At 58.7% G+C, this 17,374-nt stretch carries 12 protein-coding genes; 5 read left to right on the forward strand and 7 right to left on the reverse strand.

Annotation, left to right across the window (positions count from 1 at the left end; all coding sequences use genetic code 11):
- Both L1P08_RS13370 and L1P08_RS13375 read right to left on the reverse strand, forming a co-directional pair.
- Complete coding sequence (locus L1P08_RS13370; RefSeq protein WP_303617493.1) at positions 1–852, reverse strand: OmpA/MotB family protein; 852 nt, start codon at positions 850–852, stop codon at positions 1–3.
- A 24-nt stretch (positions 853–876) separates the two neighbouring features.
- Positions 877–1,647 carry a motility protein A gene (locus L1P08_RS13375; RefSeq protein ID WP_303617494.1) on the reverse strand — a complete coding sequence of 257 codons (771 nt, stop codon included), beginning with the start codon at positions 1,645–1,647 and terminating at the stop codon, positions 877–879.
- 222 nt (positions 1,648–1,869) lie between these two features.
- Here L1P08_RS13375 and L1P08_RS13380 point away from each other — a divergent pair, with 222 nt between their 5' ends.
- Positions 1,870–3,360: an outer membrane beta-barrel protein gene (locus L1P08_RS13380; protein ID WP_303617495.1), complete on the forward strand. Its 1,491-nt coding sequence runs from the start codon at positions 1,870–1,872 to the stop codon at positions 3,358–3,360.
- Between the two features lie 51 nt (positions 3,361–3,411).
- Here the strand turns inward: L1P08_RS13380 and galU are convergent, their stop codons facing one another.
- Positions 3,412–4,296 (reverse strand): UTP--glucose-1-phosphate uridylyltransferase GalU, encoded by an 885-nt coding sequence (gene galU / locus L1P08_RS13385; protein ID WP_303617496.1) that lies wholly within the window; start codon positions 4,294–4,296, stop codon positions 3,412–3,414.
- A gap of 173 nt (positions 4,297–4,469) precedes the next feature.
- Between galU and galE the strand changes: the two genes are divergently transcribed.
- The 3 genes from galE to L1P08_RS13400 are packed head-to-tail and all read left to right on the forward strand — an operon-like array spanning position 4,470 to position 7,928.
- Positions 4,470–5,456 (forward strand): UDP-glucose 4-epimerase GalE, encoded by a 987-nt coding sequence (galE, locus tag L1P08_RS13390; RefSeq protein WP_303617497.1) that lies wholly within the window; start codon positions 4,470–4,472, stop codon positions 5,454–5,456.
- Positions 5,457–5,492: 36 nt separating this feature from the next.
- Entirely contained in the window at positions 5,493–6,701 is a 1,209-nt protein-coding gene (locus tag L1P08_RS13395) for a lytic murein transglycosylase (RefSeq protein WP_303617498.1), read from the forward strand.
- A gap of 54 nt (positions 6,702–6,755) precedes the next feature.
- Positions 6,756–7,928, forward strand: a complete 1,173-nt coding sequence (locus L1P08_RS13400) for a DUF459 domain-containing protein (protein WP_303617499.1) — start codon at positions 6,756–6,758, stop codon at positions 7,926–7,928.
- A gap of 13 nt (positions 7,929–7,941) precedes the next feature.
- Here L1P08_RS13400 and L1P08_RS13405 read toward each other — a convergent pair whose 3' ends face one another.
- The 3 genes from L1P08_RS13405 to L1P08_RS13415 form a co-directional block, all read right to left on the reverse strand.
- A complete protein-coding gene (locus L1P08_RS13405; protein ID WP_303617500.1) occupies positions 7,942–9,369 on the reverse strand; it encodes a glutamate synthase subunit beta in 1,428 nt (475 codons plus the stop codon).
- 11 nt (positions 9,370–9,380) lie between these two features.
- A complete protein-coding gene (gltB, locus tag L1P08_RS13410; protein ID WP_438268417.1) occupies positions 9,381–14,111 on the reverse strand; it encodes a glutamate synthase large subunit in 4,731 nt (1,576 codons plus the stop codon).
- A 555-nt stretch (positions 14,112–14,666) separates the two neighbouring features.
- Positions 14,667–15,131: an Hsp20 family protein gene (locus L1P08_RS13415; RefSeq protein WP_303617502.1), complete on the reverse strand. Its 465-nt coding sequence runs from the start codon at positions 15,129–15,131 to the stop codon at positions 14,667–14,669.
- Positions 15,132–15,586: 455 nt separating this feature from the next.
- On the opposite strand from L1P08_RS13415, the gene L1P08_RS13420 reads away from it, so the two are divergent.
- A complete protein-coding gene (locus L1P08_RS13420) occupies positions 15,587–16,561 on the forward strand; it encodes an alpha/beta hydrolase (RefSeq protein WP_303617503.1) in 975 nt (324 codons plus the stop codon).
- Here the strand turns inward: L1P08_RS13420 and L1P08_RS13425 are convergent.
- Entirely contained in the window at positions 16,558–17,337 is a 780-nt protein-coding gene (locus L1P08_RS13425; protein WP_303617504.1) for an alpha/beta fold hydrolase, read from the reverse strand. The genes L1P08_RS13420 and L1P08_RS13425 overlap by 4 nt on opposite strands.
- Positions 17,338–17,374 lie beyond the last annotated feature (37 nt).

Below are 17,374 nucleotides of genomic sequence, written 5' to 3' on the forward strand. Positions count from 1 at the left end.
CTAAGGCGTGAGTTCGACCGGCAGCGGCGGCTCTTCATCCACCAACATGATCGAAACGCGCTGGTTTGAGGCGAGATAGGGGTCGTCGGGGAAATAGGGTTCTGCATCACCCCGGCCGACGACCGAGAAAATCTGCTGCGATGGCACGCCGAATTCCTCGAGGATGGCACGGATTGCATTGGCGCGGTCGGCGGACAGTTCCCAGCGGCCATAGCGCGGATTGGCGTAAACCGTGCCCGCGGCGGTGTGGCCGGAGACGCGGATCTGGTTCGGCATTTTGGCCAGAAGCGGGGCCATGGCCGCGACGGCTTTCCTCGTGTTCTCGTAAGGATATTTCGAACCTTCGGGGAACATTGAGCGGCCTTGCTGGTCGGCGATGATCAGGTTCACGCCTTCCTCGGTATCCTGCACAATCAGATTGTCGGAAATGCTGGTGATTTCGGGCAGGTCCTGAAACGCCTGTTTCAGCGTCGCAGAGGCGAGCGAGAAGCGCTGCGGGTGATCGACATCGGTTTTCTCAATGTCATAAGTATTGGCTTCAGCACCCTGCTTTTCCGCCTCGTCATGTTCAACCGTTGCGAATTCTGTCTCGGCCTTGGTTTCCTCAAGGGTCAGGCGCTTCTGGAAGTCGCGCTCGGGATTGCCGTTGCGTTCGATGACGCCGGATTTCTTGGCGATGGCTTCAATGCCGAAGGCGTCCTTCATGGAACCGGCGACGACCTGCAGCTTTTCCTGATCCTGAATCGAAAAAGAGATGATGAGCACGAAAAAGCAGACAAGCAGGGACATGAGGTCAGCGAAAGTCACCAACCATTCTGGAACGCCTGAGGGGCTGAGCTTTTTGCGTGCCATGGTTTAACCGTCTCCAATCGCCGCTCAAGCGGCTTCGGGCAATTCTTCGCTGCGCTGATTTTCAGGCAGATAGGCCACCAGCATTTCGCGGATAAGAGCGGGACTTTTGCCGTCGCGTACCGACATGACGCCATCGATGATCAGAGTCTGGTTGATTTCTTCAAAACCCAGTTTGGCGGTCAGCTTGTCAGCGACGGGCAGGCAGATGAGATTGGAGATCACAGCGCCATAAAGCGTGGTCAGCAAAGCGACGGCCATTGAGGGGCCGATGGCGCTGGGGTCATCCATGTTCCCCAGCATCTGCACGAGGCCAACCAGGGTGCCGATCATGCCGAATGCGGGGGCGGCATCACCGAGAGATTTGAAAACGCGTTGACCTTCCATCAATCGGGTCAAGTACTGATCGCGGGCCAGCTCCATGGATTCGCGAATGAACGATCCATCATAGCCATCGGCGATCATCTGCGCGCCCTTGGCGAGGTTGGGCTCGTCAATTTCGACCGATTCAAGACCGAGAGGACCGGCGCGGCGCACGATGTCACCCATTTCAGCGATCTTGTCGATCAGCTCGCGGGATTCCACCTTGGTGTGGGTGAAGGCAACTTTGCCGCCGGTCTGGAAGGCGACCATGACGCCGGCGAGGGGGAAGCGGATCAGGGTCGCAGCCATGCCGCCGCCGATAACAATCAGCATTGAGGGCATATCGACAAAGGCACCAAAGGAGCCGCCGAGCATGATAGCAATGATGATGACGGTGCCACCGACCACCATGCCGATAATTGTTGCGAGATCCAAGCTGCCTACTCCTGCAAGCCGTAGTCAAGAATTCAATATGTTCGCCATATTGCGGGTACAGGCCTAAAGCGCTGTTAAATAATAGGGTTAATGGTGTGTAATCAGCGCTTTGTTTGGGGTTGGTAATATTTTGTTAACCAAACTTGCCGATGCATAATACTTGGTGTGTTTTTGCGCCGGGGAGCATTGGTTTTGGCGAGGCGGGGATCGCCCAAGTTAACGTTGATCGGCAGTGCAGCCCTGATGGCTGCGCTGGGGTTTGGTGCGTCCGGCCCGCTGCTGGCGGCAGATGGTTCCGGGGTCAATAATCCGCAATTGCTGCGCGGTTCGATCGATGCGAGTTGTGTTGACGGGCTGGCATGCAATTTTGGCCATACGCTTCGCGGACCGGCCGCGTCCGCCACAAGAACCCCACCCAAAGCACCCGCGCTCGATTGCAATGCTGTTGACCCCTACGGGCTTCAACAGATCGGTTGTCCGTCGCCTGATTACGACACGGTGTTCAAGGACGCTGCACCCAGACAGCAGGGTGCGCGGCAAGCGCCGGTTTTGCATGAAGCCGCTCCTGAAATCGCTGCTGCTCCGGCACCCTATCGGCAGGCCTATCCGGCGGAGCCCGCACAATTTCCCGGTCTGGAGGCAGACTGGAGTGTGACTTTGCGCGGTACGTATAATACGGGCAGCAATGGTCAGCGTTTCGGGATTGCAATTCTGCCCGAGGCCAGCGTGACGCGGCAATTAAATGCCGGCAATGTGGTCTTCAGCGGCAATGCCAACCTGAGCAAGGAAGGCGGCGACGTCTTTCGCCTGTCGAGCGGTACGCTCGATTTTACCGGCGAGCACATGCTCAACCGGCAAACCGAGATCAGCGGCGGGGCATCGGTCAGCATTGATCAGGCCAGCCCTTATGACCTCGATGCGGATACCGGCATTGCCGAACAACCATTGATTGTGACCGGTTCTGCGGATGTGGCGGTCACCCGCCGGTCGGGCCGGTTCGGGTTCGAGGGGCGCGGCGAGGTTGAACGTGTCGTTTATGGCGAAACACAACTCACTTCCGGCGGTACTGACCTGAATGGCGACCGGAACCGGGTTTCTGTCACGGGCACCGGCCGGGTCAGCTATGCGCTGAGCGGGCGCACCAATGCGTTTGTGGAAGCCTCTGCGGAACGCAGCCTTTACGACATGGCCTCGGCAAGTGCCGGGGTGGCGCTGAATAGCTGGACCTATGCTGTGCGCGCCGGGGTAACCGGGAACTGGGACAATGTGGTTGTTGCCGAGTTTTCGGCCGGATACGGGTTGCGCCGGTTTGACAGTGCGTTGCTGAGTGATGCACCAGCGGCGCTGGTCAACGCGACATTGACCTATCGTCCCAATGCGCCGGTGGAATTGTCTGCGTTGTTTGGCACCGAGTTTTCCGCGCCTGCCTCGTCAACAGGTGCGACGGCACAGATTGATTATTCAGCGTCCAGCGTGGCGCGCTATCTGATCAATGACCGGACGGCCGTCCGGGCCAATATTGGTGGCACCTGGACGCGGTATTCGGACACAACCGACCAGAGCGCGGTTTACACTGCCGGCCTGGGCGCTGATTTCACCCTCAATGCGCATACGGTGCTGAGTGCCGATTATGAATATGGCTTGCGGGAAGCGACCGGCAGCGCCTTGCGCGATAATCACAAAGTCTCTGTGGGGATGACCTATTCACGCTGATTTCTGAGCGTGATGAGTGGGCTATGCGGGGTGAGCGTGCGGGCCTTGTCGCTAAATTGGCGTATTGAGGCCTAAAGCACGAATTTCCTTGGTGAAATCATCGGCAATGTCCGGACGATCGAGGGCGTAGACCAGATTGGCTGTGAGAAAGCCCACCTTGGACCCACAATCGAAGGTGCGGCCATCGAATTTCACGCCGGTGAAATTCTGGCTTTCCATCAGGGTCTGCATGGAATCGGTCAACTGGATTTCGCCGCCAGCGCCCTTGTTGTGCTTGGACAGAAGCGAGAAGATTTCGGGCTGCAGAATGTAGCGCCCGGAAATGATGAGGTTGGAGGGGGCTTCTTCAACCTTGGGCTTTTCCACCATGCTGGTGATATCAAAGGCGCTGTTGGGGCCTTCGCCACGGCCTACAATGCCATAGGACGATACGTCCTTTGGGTCGACTTCCTCGACAGCGATGATGTTGCCGCCGCGTTCTTCATAAGCTGACATCATCTGGGAAAGCGCGCCGGGGGCGGCCTTGATCAGCATGTCGGGCAGCAAAAGGGCGAAGGGATTGTTGCCAACGAGTTCGCGGGCGCACCAGACAGCATGGCCAAGGCCAAGTGGCTCTTGCTGGCGGGTGAAGCTGGACCGGCCGGGCTGAGGAAGATCTTCACGCAGTTCAGCCAGTTCGTCAGTTTTGCCGCGCTGCTCGAGGGTATATTCCAGCTCGAATTGCCGGTCGAAATGATCTTCGATCACGCCCTTGTTGCGCCCGGTGACAAAAACGAAATGTTCGATGCCAGCGTCGCGCGCCTCATCCACGGCATATTGAATCAGCGGCCGATCGACGACGGGCAGCATTTCCTTGGGCATGGCCTTGGTCGCGGGCAAAAAACGGGTGCCAAGACCTGCGACGGGAAAAACGGCGGTGCGGACCCTATCGGCCATGTGCAAAATTCTCCTTGTTAAACAGGCTTAAACTAGCCGCGTAATGCTATCTAAACAACTAGCGACTAAAGCGGTTCCCTTAATGGTGCCGACTTTTTAAGTTGAATTATGTGTCGCCCTGATCAGGGGAATGAAATTCCTCTGCGGGCGGGTGCGGAAAACGGGAGATCCGAATGGCGGTGATGGTAACCGGTGGGGCCGGGTATATTGGCAGCCACATGGTGCTGCGGCTCAAGGATGCGGGCGAGGACGTGGTTGTGCTCGACAATCTGACGACCGGATTTGACTGGTCGATTGACGGGCGTGCAACTTTTGTCGAAGGGCATGCCGGCGATATCGAGCTGGTCAAGAAAACCATTGCCGAGCACGGAATTGAAGAAATCCTGCATTTCGCCGGATCGATTGTTGTGCCTGAATCAGTTGAGAACCCGCTTAAATATTACGCCAATAACACGGTGACCTCGCGGGCACTCATTGAGGCGGCGGTGACAGCCGGTGTGAAGCATTTCATCTTTTCCTCGACAGCCGCCGTTTACGGCATGATCGGCATGGACCCCGTGGATGAGGCGGCTGTGCTCAAGCCGGAATCGCCTTATGGGCGCTCCAAGCTGATGACCGAGATGATGCTGGCGGACGTTGCAGCGGCGCACCCCTTAACCTATGGCGTGTTGCGCTATTTCAACGTGGCAGGTGCGGACCCGGCCGGCCGTTCTGGCCAGTCAACGCCAGAGGCGACCCATTTGATCAAGGTCGCGGCGCAGACGGCTTTGGGGCAGCGCGCGTTCATGAATGTGTTTGGCTCTGATTATGAGACGCCGGATGGCACCTGTGTCAGAGACTATATTCATGTGACCGATCTGGTGGAAGCGCACGCCCTGTTGTTGGCGCATTTGCGCAGCGGTGGGGATAGCACGACGCTTAATTGCGGTTATGGGCGTGGCTATTCCGTGCGGGAAGTTGTTGATGTGGTCCGCTCGGTTTCGGGGGTAGATTTTGAGGCGCGGGAAGTCGGGCGCCGCGCCGGAGATCCGGCTGCGATCGTTGCCAAGGCCGACAAGGCACGGGCGCTGCTCAACTGGCAGCCGGCCCATGACGATCTTCAGGAGATTGTGCAGACTGCCTATGCCTGGGAAAAACATTTGATGACGCGCAATCGCTGATCATTGCCGCCGGGTGGCGGACAGAAGGAGGATTGGATGTTGCGGGTTTTAACGACTGTCCTGTTTGCATTGCTGGCTTTGCCGGCTGCTGCTGACCCCGTGGAAAGCTTTGATGCGTTTGTGCGCGGCTTTGAAGCGAAGGCAGTGCGGGCGGGGATTTCGCGCGATGTCTATCGGCAGGTGACAGCCGGGCTTAAACCCGTCAGCAATATTCCGGGACTGGTGACCAGCCAGCCAGAATTCTCGACCCCGATGTGGGACTATATCGAGGGGCGGGTTTCGTCGGGCCGTATTCAGCGTGGGCGGGATGCCATGGCGCGCAACCGGGCGCTGTTTGATCGCATCGGCCAGCAATATGGCGTCGATCCTGCCATTCTCGGGGCGATCTGGGGCATGGAAACCGATTATGGTGCGGTGCTGGGTAATTCAAAACTGATCAAACCCGTCATCCCCTCGCTGGCGACGCTGGTGCATCACCGGCGCGGGCGGCTGGCAGAGGATGAGAACGAGTTGCTTGTGGCCTTGCGATTGATCCAGGATCATGGCTGGCGGGCTGACACGCTGGTAGGTTCGTGGGCGGGGGCTATCGGGCACACGCAGGTGATTGTTTCCGGGCTTTTGGCCCATGGCACCGATGGGGACGGTGATGGCCGGGTTAATCCGCATGCCTCTTTAGCGGATGCATTGGCGACGACGGCGGTCTATCTCAGAGCCCTCAAATACCAGCCGGGCATTGACTGGGGGTTCGAGGTCGAACTGCCGACGGGATTTGATTATACGCTCGCCACGCGCACAGAGATGCGCCCGGTGCGGTTTTTTGCCGAGCGCGGCGTGCGCCGGGTGAAGGGACGGGAATTTGCAGACCTCAACCAGGATGTTTTTCTTTATGTGCCGACTGGACAGAACGGACCGAAATTCCTGATGACCCCCAACTACCTGGTGCTCAAGGGCTATAACTTTTCGGATTCTTATGCGCTGGCCGTGGCGCATTTGACGGACCGGCTGAAAGGGGCTGGGCCGTTTGTGACACCGTGGCCCAAGACAACGCAGTTTCCCAACCGGCAGCAGCGGATCGATATTCAGCGTTGGCTGAAACAGCTCGGGTTTTATGATGGGGAAGTGGATGGGCGGATCGGGCCTATATCGCAATTAGCCTATCAACGCTTTCAGGCGGCGCGGGGATTGGTGGCGGATGGGTTCATCACCCGAGACGCCCATGCGGCATTGCAGGCCGCGACACGCTAGATCAAAACGCAATCTGCCTTGGTTTTGACCGCCTGTTGCTGATAATGAAAGCTCATGATGCGCGTTTTGATCCTTGTTCTGTTCGTTCTTGGCTTGAGCCTGCCAGCACTTGTGCCGGTGGTGGCCCAGGCGCAGGACCGTATCGAGGTGGCGCAGCAACAAAAGAAGCGCACGCTGTTTGACCTGTTGTTCGGCTCGGACGACAAGCCGGCGGCGGAAGCGCCGCGCAAGACGCGCAAGCCTGCCGCCTCCAGCACCCGCAAGGCCGCGCTGCCGCCGGCGGTGCCGACCCCGAATGTAGAGAAGGCTCTCGACGCGACGCGGTTGGCGGTGTTTGGCGATTCGCTGGCGGTTGACCTCGCCAAGGCGATGGAGAGGTTTTATGCCGAGGATCCGAATCTGGTGATTATCGGGCAAGGCGTTGGATCTTCAGGCTTTGTGCGCGATGATTTCTTTGACTGGGACAAGGCATTGCGCGACGCGATTGCGGCGGACAGTTTTGATATTGCCGTGGTGGCGATGGGGATTAATGACCGTCAAAATTTGCGGGTTGATGGGACCAGCGTCAAACCGTTGACCGACGAATGGAAAGTCGCCTATTCGGCACGGCTCAATGGCTTTCTGGAGCAATTGCGTTTGGCGGGCAAGCCGGTGATCTGGGTAGAATTGCCGCCGATGGAAGCGCCGAGCTATGGCTCGGCGATGACGCAGATCTCCTCATTGCAGCGGCTGGCGGCGTTTTCTGCCGGGGCTGAATATGTGGAGACGTTTGACCGGTTTGCCGATGAGGCTGGCAATTATGTTGCCAATGGCCCGGATTTGAACGGCCAGAATGTTTTGATGCGCAAGAAGGATGGTATCCATTTCTCGAGCGCGGGGTCGGACAAGCTGGCGTTTTTCATCAATCAGTCGCTGAAACGGTTTTATCGCGGCGGCACGATCAGCGTCGCCGTGGTGGATCCCCTGGCCAATACGGACGCCGCCTCGATGGTGCGCCTGCCGTTTCAAGGGCTGGGGCAGGTGCGGTTGCTGGAGGTTGCCGGGGCGGTTATTCCGCTGAAATCGATCACGCGGCGCGCGGGCGATCTGTTGATTGCGGAACCGGGGGCCGGTGTGTCATCCGGCTTTTCACTGGACGAGATGGTGAAAGCGCCGGTGGGACGCGCAGATGCGTTCGGGGTTGGGGTGGATTTGAGCCAGTCCGCAACATCTGGTGCTGCGGACTAGCCCGATATTGCGTTTAGCGGGGCAGGTTGGTGGTGCCCATCAAATCCATATCGATGGAACGGGCGGCCTGACGGCCTTCCCGAATGGCCCAGACCACCAGTGACTGGCCACGGCGCATGTCGCCGGCGGCATAGACGCCTTCAACCGAAGTCTTGTAGCTGAATGTGTCGGCAAACAAATTGCCACGCTGGTCCAGCTTTGCACCCAGCTCATCAAGCATGCCTTCATGCACCGGATGGGCGAAGCCGATCGCCATCAAAACCAGATCGGCCTTGATGTCGAATTCGGTGCCGGGGATGGGCTTGCGGGCGCGGTCGACCTTGGCGCAGGCAACATGGGTGACGTGACCGTTGTCATTGCCCTTGATCTCGAGCGTGCCGGCGGAGAACTGGCGGATGGCACCTTCCGCCTGCGACGAGGAGGTGCGCATCTTCACCGCCCAATTGGGCCAGGTGGAGAGCTTGTCTTCCTTTTCGGGCGGCTGCGGGCGGATATCCATCTGGGTGACCGCAATGGCGCCCTGACGGAAGGCCGTGCCAACGCAATCGGACGCGGTATCGCCGCCGCCGATGACGACGACATGCTTGCCGGCGGCAACCAGCGGCTGCTGATCGGAAATATCTTCCCCGCCAACGCGGCGGTTCTGCTGGATCAGATAGGGCATGGCGTAATGTACGCCGGCAAAATGAGTGCCCTCGCAACCCGGATGGCGCGGGAATTCCGAACCGCCGGTGAGGAGGACGGCGTCATGATTGGCGCGCAAATCCTCGATCGTGCGGGTGACGCCGATATTCTCGTTGTAATGGAAGGTCACGCCTTCGGCTTCCATCTGCTTTACGCGGAAGTCGATATGCTCTTTTTCCATCTTGAAATCGGGAATGCCATAGCGCAGCAGGCCACCGGCTTTCGGCTCACGCTCGAACACATGTACATCATGGCCGGCACGGGCCAATTGCTGGGCCGCGGAGAGCCCTGCGGGGCCGGAGCCGATAATGGCGATGGTCTTGCCGGTTTTGACCTCGGCTATTTGCGGCTTGAGCCAGCCGGAGCGGATGGCCTTGTCGGCGATGGCCTGTTCCACGGTCTTGATGGCAACCGGGACATCCTCAAGGTTCAGCGTGCAGGCTTCCTCGCACGGGGCGGGGCAGATGCGGCCGGTGAACTCGGGAAAGTTATTGGTCGAATGCAGATTGCGCGCAGCTTCTTCCCAGTCGCCGCTATAGACCAGATCGTTCCAGTCGGGAATCTGGTTGTTGACCGGGCAGCCGGTATCGCCATGGCAATAGGGCACGCCGCAATCCATGCAGCGTGCAGCCTGATCGACAATCCGGCCTTCCGACATCGGGATGGTGAATTCGCCATAGTGACGCACACGGTCCGATGCCGGCTCGTAGCGCGGTTCTTCGCGGTCGATCTCGAGAAAGCCTGTAACCTTACCCATAATGCTTTTCCCTATTCCGCTGCCGGCTGATGCGTGGGCCGGCCTTTGTTGTTTTCCATTTCGCGAATGGCGCGGGCATATTCAACCGGCATGACCTTCACAAACTTGGGCCGATAGTCAGCCCAGTTGTCGAGAATGGTCCGGGCGCGGGTTGAACCGGTATAATGCAGATGGTTGGAGATGAGCTGATGCAGGCGCTCATCATCATGCTTGGTCATGTCGCCGGAAATGTCGACACGGCCATGCCATTCAAGGTCGCCACCATGATGGTGGATTGACCGCATCAGCTTTTCTTCTTCCTGCACCGGTTCAAGATCGACCATGGCGAGGTTGCAGCGCTCGCGGAATGTCTGGTCTTCATCAAGAACGTAAGCCACGCCGCCGGACATGCCGGCTGCAAAGTTGCGGCCGGTTTCGCCGATGACAACGACAACGCCGCCGGTCATGTATTCACAGCCGTGATCGCCTGTGCCTTCAACAACGGCGATGGCACCGGAATTGCGCACGGCAAAACGTTCGCCGGCGACACCGCGGAAATAGCATTCACCGGAAATGGCGCCATAGAGCACGGTATTGCCGACAATGATCGACTTCTCGGGCACAACGCGGGCGTTTTCCGGGGTGCGGACGACGAGCCGGCCACCCGAAAGGCCCTTGCCGACATAGTCATTGGCTTCGCCGACAAGGTCAAAACTGATGCCCTTGCCAAGGAAGGCGCCAAAGCTTTGTCCGGCAGTGCCGGTCAGCTTGACCGAAATCGTATCATCCGCCAGTCCGTCATAGCCATGAACCTTGGCCACAGCGCCCGAGAGCATGGCGCCGGTCGAGCGGTCGCGCGAGCGGATTGGTGTTTCGATCTGCACCGGGGTCTTGCTGGCGATGGCGTCTTTGGCTTTCTCGATCAATGTCCGGTCGAGAACCTCATCGATTTCATGGTTCTGGAATTCGGAATGATAGATCGTGTCGTCGCCCAGGGGCTCCGGCTTGTAGAACAGCTTGGAATAATCGAGGCCACGGGCCTTCCAGTGATCGACCAGACGGTGCTGGGAGAGCAGGTCGGACCGGCCCACCAGTTCATTGATGGTGCGTGCACCCATTTCCGCCATCAACACCCGCAATTCCTCGGCGATGAAGAAGAAGTAGTTGATGACGTGTTCAGGCGTGCCCTTGAAGCGCTTGCGCAGCACCGGGTCCTGGGTGGCAACGCCAACCGGGCAGGTGTTCAAATGGCATTTGCGCATCATGATGCAGCCCGCCGCAATCAGCGGCGCGGTGGAGAAGCCGAATTCATCGGCCCCCAGCAGTGCGCCGATCAGTACATCCCGGCCGGTCTTGAGACCGCCATCGACCTGCAGGGCCACGCGGGAGCGCAACCGGTTCAGCACAAGGGTCTGATGGGTTTCGGCCAGACCGATTTCCCAAGGGGAGCCGGCATGCTTTAGCGAGGTCAGCGGAGACGCGCCGGTGCCGCCATCATAACCGGAGACAGTGATATGGTCGGCGCGCGCCTTGGCAACGCCAGCCGCAACCGTGCCGACGCCAACCTCGGAGACGAGCTTGACCGAAATATCGGCGGCGGGATTGACGTTTTTCAGATCATAAATGAGCTGGGCCAGATCCTCGATGGAATAGATATCATGGTGCGGCGGGGGCGAAATCAGGCCCACACCCGGCGTTGAATGCCGTGTCTTGGCGATGACCCAGTCAACCTTGTGACCGGGGAGCTGACCGCCTTCGCCGGGTTTGGCACCCTGAGCGACCTTGATCTGGATGACATCGGAATTGACCAGATAATCGGTGGTCACACCAAAGCGGCCAGAGGCGACCTGCTTGATGGCCGAGCGCATCGGGTTGGATGAGCCATCGGGCAAAGGCTTGTAACGATCCGGCTCTTCGCCACCTTCGCCGGTGTTCGACTTGCCGCCGATCCGGTTCATGGCGATGGCAAGGGTTGAATGGGCCTCACGCGAGATCGAGCCGAAGCTCATCGCGCCGGTGGAGAACCGCTTGACGATATCCGCTGCGGGTTCAACCTCATCAAGTGGCACGGCAGGGCCGATCGGCTTGATGTCGAACAGGGAGCGGATGGCCTTGGCCTCGGATGCCTGATCATTGATCTCGGCAGCAAAGGCATTGTAGCGCTCTTGTGCGTTTTCCGGGCTGTCGTCATGGGTGCGCACGGCGTGCTGCAGGTTGGCAACCGCGTTTGGCGTCCATGCATGGGCTTCGCCGCGAATGCGGTAGCCATATTCGCCGCCGACATCGAGGGCGCGCTTCAGCACAACGTCGTCACCGAAAGCCAGTGTGTGGCGGCGGACCGTTTCGTTGGCAACAGCTTCAAGGTCCACACCTTCAATCGTTGTGGCGGTGCCGAAGAAGAAGCGGTTGACCAGTTCGGTGGAGAGGCCGACAGCATCAAAAATCTGCGCGCCGCAATAGGACTGATAGGTGGAGATGCCCATTTTGGACATGACCTTCAACAGACCCTTACCCACCGACTTGATGTAGCGGTAGATGACTTCATGCTCATCAACTTCGGGCGGATATTCGCCTTCGGCGTGCAGCGCTGCGAGGGTCTCGAAAGCCAGATAGGGGTTGATGGCTTCTGCGCCATAGCCTGCCAGCACGGCAAAGTGATGCACTTCGCGCGCTTCACCGGTTTCAACCACGAGGCCGGACGAGGTGCGCAAACCCTTGCGGATGAGGTGATGATGGACGGCGGCGGTGGCCAGCAATGCGGGAATGGCAATACGGTCCGCGCTGACCATCCGGTCAGACAGAATGATGATGTTGTAGCCTTCGCGCACGGCCGCTTCCGCCCGCTCGCAAAGGGTTACAAGTGCCTCATCCATACCCTCGGCACCCTTCTCGCCATTATAGGTAATGTCGAGAGTTTCGGTGCGGAACTGGTTGTCGGCGATATCGCCAATGGTGCGGATCTTTTCCAGGTCGCCATTGGTCAGGATCGGCTGGCGCACTTCGAGGCGCTTGACGTGCTTTTGCTCGCGCAATTCGAACAGGTTCGGGCGCGGGCCGATAAACGAGACAAGGCTCATCACCGATTCCTCGCGGATCGGATCGATCGGCGGGTTGGTGACCTGGGCGAAGTTCTGCTTGAAATAGGTATAGAGCAGCTTTGACTTTTCCGAGAGCGCGGAAATGGGCGTGTCCGTGCCCATCGAGCCAGTGCCTTCCTGGCCGGTGGTGGCCATCGGCGCCATCAAGATCTTGATGTCTTCCTGGGTGTAGCCAAAGGCCTGCTGACGATCGAGCAGGCTTTCTGAGGTTTTTGGCGCCTGGGGTTCGGTTTCGGGCAGGTCTTCGAGCACGATCTGGGTGCGGCCCAGCCACTGGGCATAGGGGAATTGCTCGGCGAGCTTCTGCTTGATCTCGCGGTCGGCGATGATGCGGCCTTCCTCAAGATCGACAAACAGCATCTTGCCCGGCTGCAGGCGCCACTTTTCGACGATTTCCTCTTCGGGAATGGTCAAAACGCCCGCTTCTGAGGCGAGAACCACATGATCATCGGTGGTCACGCAATAGCGGGCCGGCCGCAGGCCGTTGCGGTCAAGGGTCGAAACGATCTGCTTGCCATCGGAAAAAGTCATCGAGGCGGGGCCATCCCATGGCTCCATGATGGCGGCGTGATATTCGTAAAAGGCGCGCCGCGTGTCATCCATCAGGGCATTGCCGGCCCATGCTTCGGGCACCATGGTCATGGCTGCATGGGGCAATGAATAGCCGCCGCGCACGAGGAATTCGAGCGCGTTGTCGAAACAGGCGGTGTCCGACTGGCCTTCATAGGAGATCGGCCAGAGCTTATTGATGTCGTCGCCATAAAGCGCCGACGCCACAGAGGCCTGACGGGCAGCCATCCAGTTGACGTTGCCACGAATGGTGTTGATCTCGCCGTTATGGGCGGTCATGCGGTAGGGATGGGCCAGCTTCCAGGACGGGAAGGTGTTGGTGGAGAACCGCTGATGCACAAGGGCGAGGGCCGATTCAAAATCGGGATCGCTCAGATCATTATAGAATGCGCCCAATTGATAGGCGAGGAACATGCCCTTGTAGACAATGGTGCGTGCCGACATGGAGACAACGTAAAATCCATTGTCGGACTGCGCCTCGGGCAGGGCCGAATAAATGCTGTTGGAGATGACCTTGCGGGTGATCAACAGCTTGCGCTCGAAGGTGTCGAGGTCCATGCCCTCGGGGCGGGCGATGAATACCTGTTCGATGATCGGCTGCGTGGCGATGACGCCTTCGGACAGGCAGGAATTATCGAATGGCACGACGCGTTCGCCCAGAAGCGTGAGGCCTTCATCGGCAAGGCAACCCTTGAGCAGCTCGGCGCACTTGTCGCGCAGGCCTTCGTCATTGGGATAGAAAATCATGCCGATGGCATATTCGCCGGCACCAGGCAGGGCGAAATCGACGCTCTTGGCAAAGAAATTGTGCGGGACCTGCACCAGCATGCCGGCGCCATCACCCATTAAGGGGTCTGCGCCCACGGCACCACGATGGGTCAGGTTCTCGAGGATTTCGAGGCCCTTTTCCACGATGTTGTGGGATTTCTTGTTTTTGATATGGGCGATAAAGCCGACGCCGCAGGCATCATGCTCATTCATGGGGTTATAAAGACCCTGCGCCGCCGGACGCCCGGATTTAAGCGCAGTGGCGCCTGTTGCCAGAGGGGTCGCAACCGATCCGTTCCGCAGCTTTGCCATCACGTATATCCTCATTTTCCCCCGGCGGACATTATGTCCAAATTTGCCGGACACGTCACTGGTTCGGGTCGTACCTGGTACGGCTCGAGGCGAGTAACGCCACTTGGTTTATTGAGAGCGGCTCTTCATCCAAATGGCCACTCGGGTGGGCCGGGTGGCCCCATCACGTTGCTGCCGCCTCGCTATGGGCGGCGCATCACGATGTGTGACCTGTTCCCGGGAGACGGGAAGGCCACAGAACGATTTGCGCGATTATAACCCAGTTTTGGGTTGGGGTCTCGTTTTGACTCGCGCTTTTTTGGACAACAATGCTGTCCTATGTCTGGTGACATTGGCAGATTTTTATGCGGGGAGCAAGCGTCTGGAAGTAAATTTTTGATGAAAATTTTGCCCGGGTATGGAGCAGAAAATGCCCGGATATGGAAGCGGGCGCGCCCGTTGCCGGGCGCACCCTCTCGCCAGACCGGCTGCGTTCAGCGCATCCAAGGAGGGGAGATGCGCGAACATCACGGTCCGGAACTTGAGCGCGGGCGGTACGGTTTGCGCGCACCGCCCGGATGGGTCGGGTCGTTAGTTGACCGACTTGTCCTCGATGGTCTTTTCACCGGCATTGACGCCGTTGATCGGGATCTGGCGCGGCCGTTTGTTTTCCGGCACTTCGCGCTTCAGGTCGATGTTCAATAGACCGTTTTCGAGGGCCGCGTTGGTGACTTCCACATAGTCGCCAAGCTGGTAGCGGAGTTCAAAACTGCGTTCGGCAATGCCGCGATGCAGGAACTCGCGACCGTCATCTTCCGCAGGGGCGGTTTTGGCGCCCTTGACGGTCAGATTGTTTTCCTTGGCTTCGATCGAGATGTCTTCGCCGGAAAAGCCGGCAACGGCGATCGATACGCGCCAGGAATCATCGTCCAGCCGCTCGATATTATAGGGCGGATAGGTTTTTGTTTCCTGGCCGACCACGGTGTCGAGACGGTTGAAGAGACGGTCAAAACCGACGGTGGAACGATAGAAGGGTGAGAAATCAAGGGTTTGCATTGCAAGTTCTCCTAATGGTTGAGCAACAAGCTTCAATCGCGGTGTCTCCTTATGCTCCCTTAAAAGGCGAGCCTGGACGATAACCGCTATTCCCGGGTTATTCCGGCGAACAGGGAAAATGTAGGTGCGGTCGTTTGGCTTTCAAGAGGGAGAGAATTCGATTTGTGCGGGGGGCCCGGACGCGATGAATGATGGATGAACAAGGCGGTTGGTCCGGGTTCACCCACGGGTGGCTATATTTGCCCCATGCCGCCCAAGGAAATGCCTGACCGCGTTTTCGGCAGGGGCATGACCAACATGCCGGGCACTGTCATCCGCCCCCCGCACGGTGCCCCGGACAGGCGAAAGGCCAGCCCTCCTTTATTGGAGGCTGGCCTTTCTGCATGTGCCCTGTTGCCCCTTTGGGGATGAATGCCTAAATCTGTTGCATCAATTTATGGCGGCGGGGCTGTTGAATGAATGCGATTGTTGATCCGGATGGCCCGCAATTATGCAATTTACCCTCCAATCCCATCCCGCCGGGTGCCCGCGTCGCCTATATGCGCACCAGCGATAATGTGCGTTTGCGCTATGCGCTGTGGCGCAATGCCGATGTGAAGAACAAGGGCACGATCTGTCTGGTGCATGGGCGCACAGAGTTCATCGAGAAATATTTCGAGACGATTGGCGACTTTCTGCGCCGCGGGTTCAATGTTGCGACATTTGACTGGCGCGGGCAGGGCGGATCTGACCGGCTGACCGCGAACAGCCGGTTGGGTTATGTCGATCAGTTCGATGATTACTGGACGGATTTAAGTTGCTTCCATAGCGAAATTCTTCTGCCCGATTGTCCGCCGCCCTTTTACCTGGTCGGGCATTCCATGGGTGGGCTCGCCTCGTTGATGGCCGCCACGCGTGACCGGCTGATGTTTGACCGGGCGTTTTTGTCCGCACCGATGCTGGCGATTGAGGGGCAGCCCTTATCGATGGCGGGCATGGCACGGCTTGCCGAAGCGCTTTGTTATATCGGATTGGGACATTTGCCGATTGGGCGCAAGGGCGATAAAAGTCCGGGCGAGGATACGTTTCCCGGCAATGTGCTGACATCCGATTTTCACCGCTATATGCGCACTGTGGATGTGTTCCGCGCGCGGCCGGATCTTGAGGTTTCCTCTCCCGGCATCCGCTGGCTGGCGGCGGCTTTCCGGGCGATGGCGCGGGCGGGGGATGATGATTTTCCCGGCCGGGTGCAAATTCCGGTGCTGATGCTGGCAGCGGCGCGCGATGAAGTGGTGTCGACGGCCGCGATTGAACAATTGGGGCTCAGGCTGCGCACCGGGCGGCACGCGGTGATTGCCAATGCCCGGCACGAAATGTTCATCGAGAATGACGATATTCGCGGGCAGGTATTTGCCGCCTTTGACGCCTTTATTACCGAACAGTCGCCCTAGTTTTTGTCCCCCTCAAGGAAGCGCAGGGCCGTGGCGGTGAAGGGGATTGCGGGATCATAAATGGGTGCATGGTCGCCGCCCGGCACAATCCATAATTCGGCATCCGGTATGGACCGATGAATGCTGAGGGGAATTTCAACGGGAAAAAAATTATCGCGATCACCGTGCACAATGAGCGTGCGGGCTGTGATGGTTGAGAGGCTCTGGTCGGTGAAATTCATGTCGTCGTGGTTTTCGGCCAAGGCGTTGAACTGTGCGATGAGCTGACGGACCTGTTCCTCACCGCATTTTGCGCATTCCCGATACATTTCCTGCACGGCCCGGGGCATGGTGCCAAGCGAGGCCCGGCGCATGATGGCCCGGGCCTGATCGGGGAAATGGGTGGTGGCGCTGATCAGAACCATGGCGTCGATGCGCTCGGGTTGGCTGGTTGCCATATGCAGCAGCGTCATGCCGCCAGAACTGATGCCCATGGCCGAGAAGCGCTCAATTCCCAGCTTGTCGAGCAATAGGAACACGTCGCTGGCCGTTTGCCGATGTGTGAAGCTGTTGCCGGGATTGGTGGAGTAGCCGTGGCCGCGCAGATCGACGACGATCAAGCGGCGGTGCGCCGAAAGGTCGGCGATAAAGGGATACCAGTTCTGGGCGCAGCCCCCAAAGCCATGCAAGAGCACCAGGGGCTCCCCAGCGCCGTATTCTTCGTAGTGCATCTCGATGTCGTTGAGTTGAACAGTGTGCCCGCGACCGGTTGGACGCTCAGGAGCATATGTCGTCACGTGTTTGCCTCTACTGTGTTGAGACGGACTGCGGCGT

The organism is Mariluticola halotolerans, from assembly GCF_021611515.1.
Lineage (GTDB): Bacteria > Pseudomonadota > Alphaproteobacteria > Rhizobiales > Devosiaceae > Mariluticola > Mariluticola halotolerans.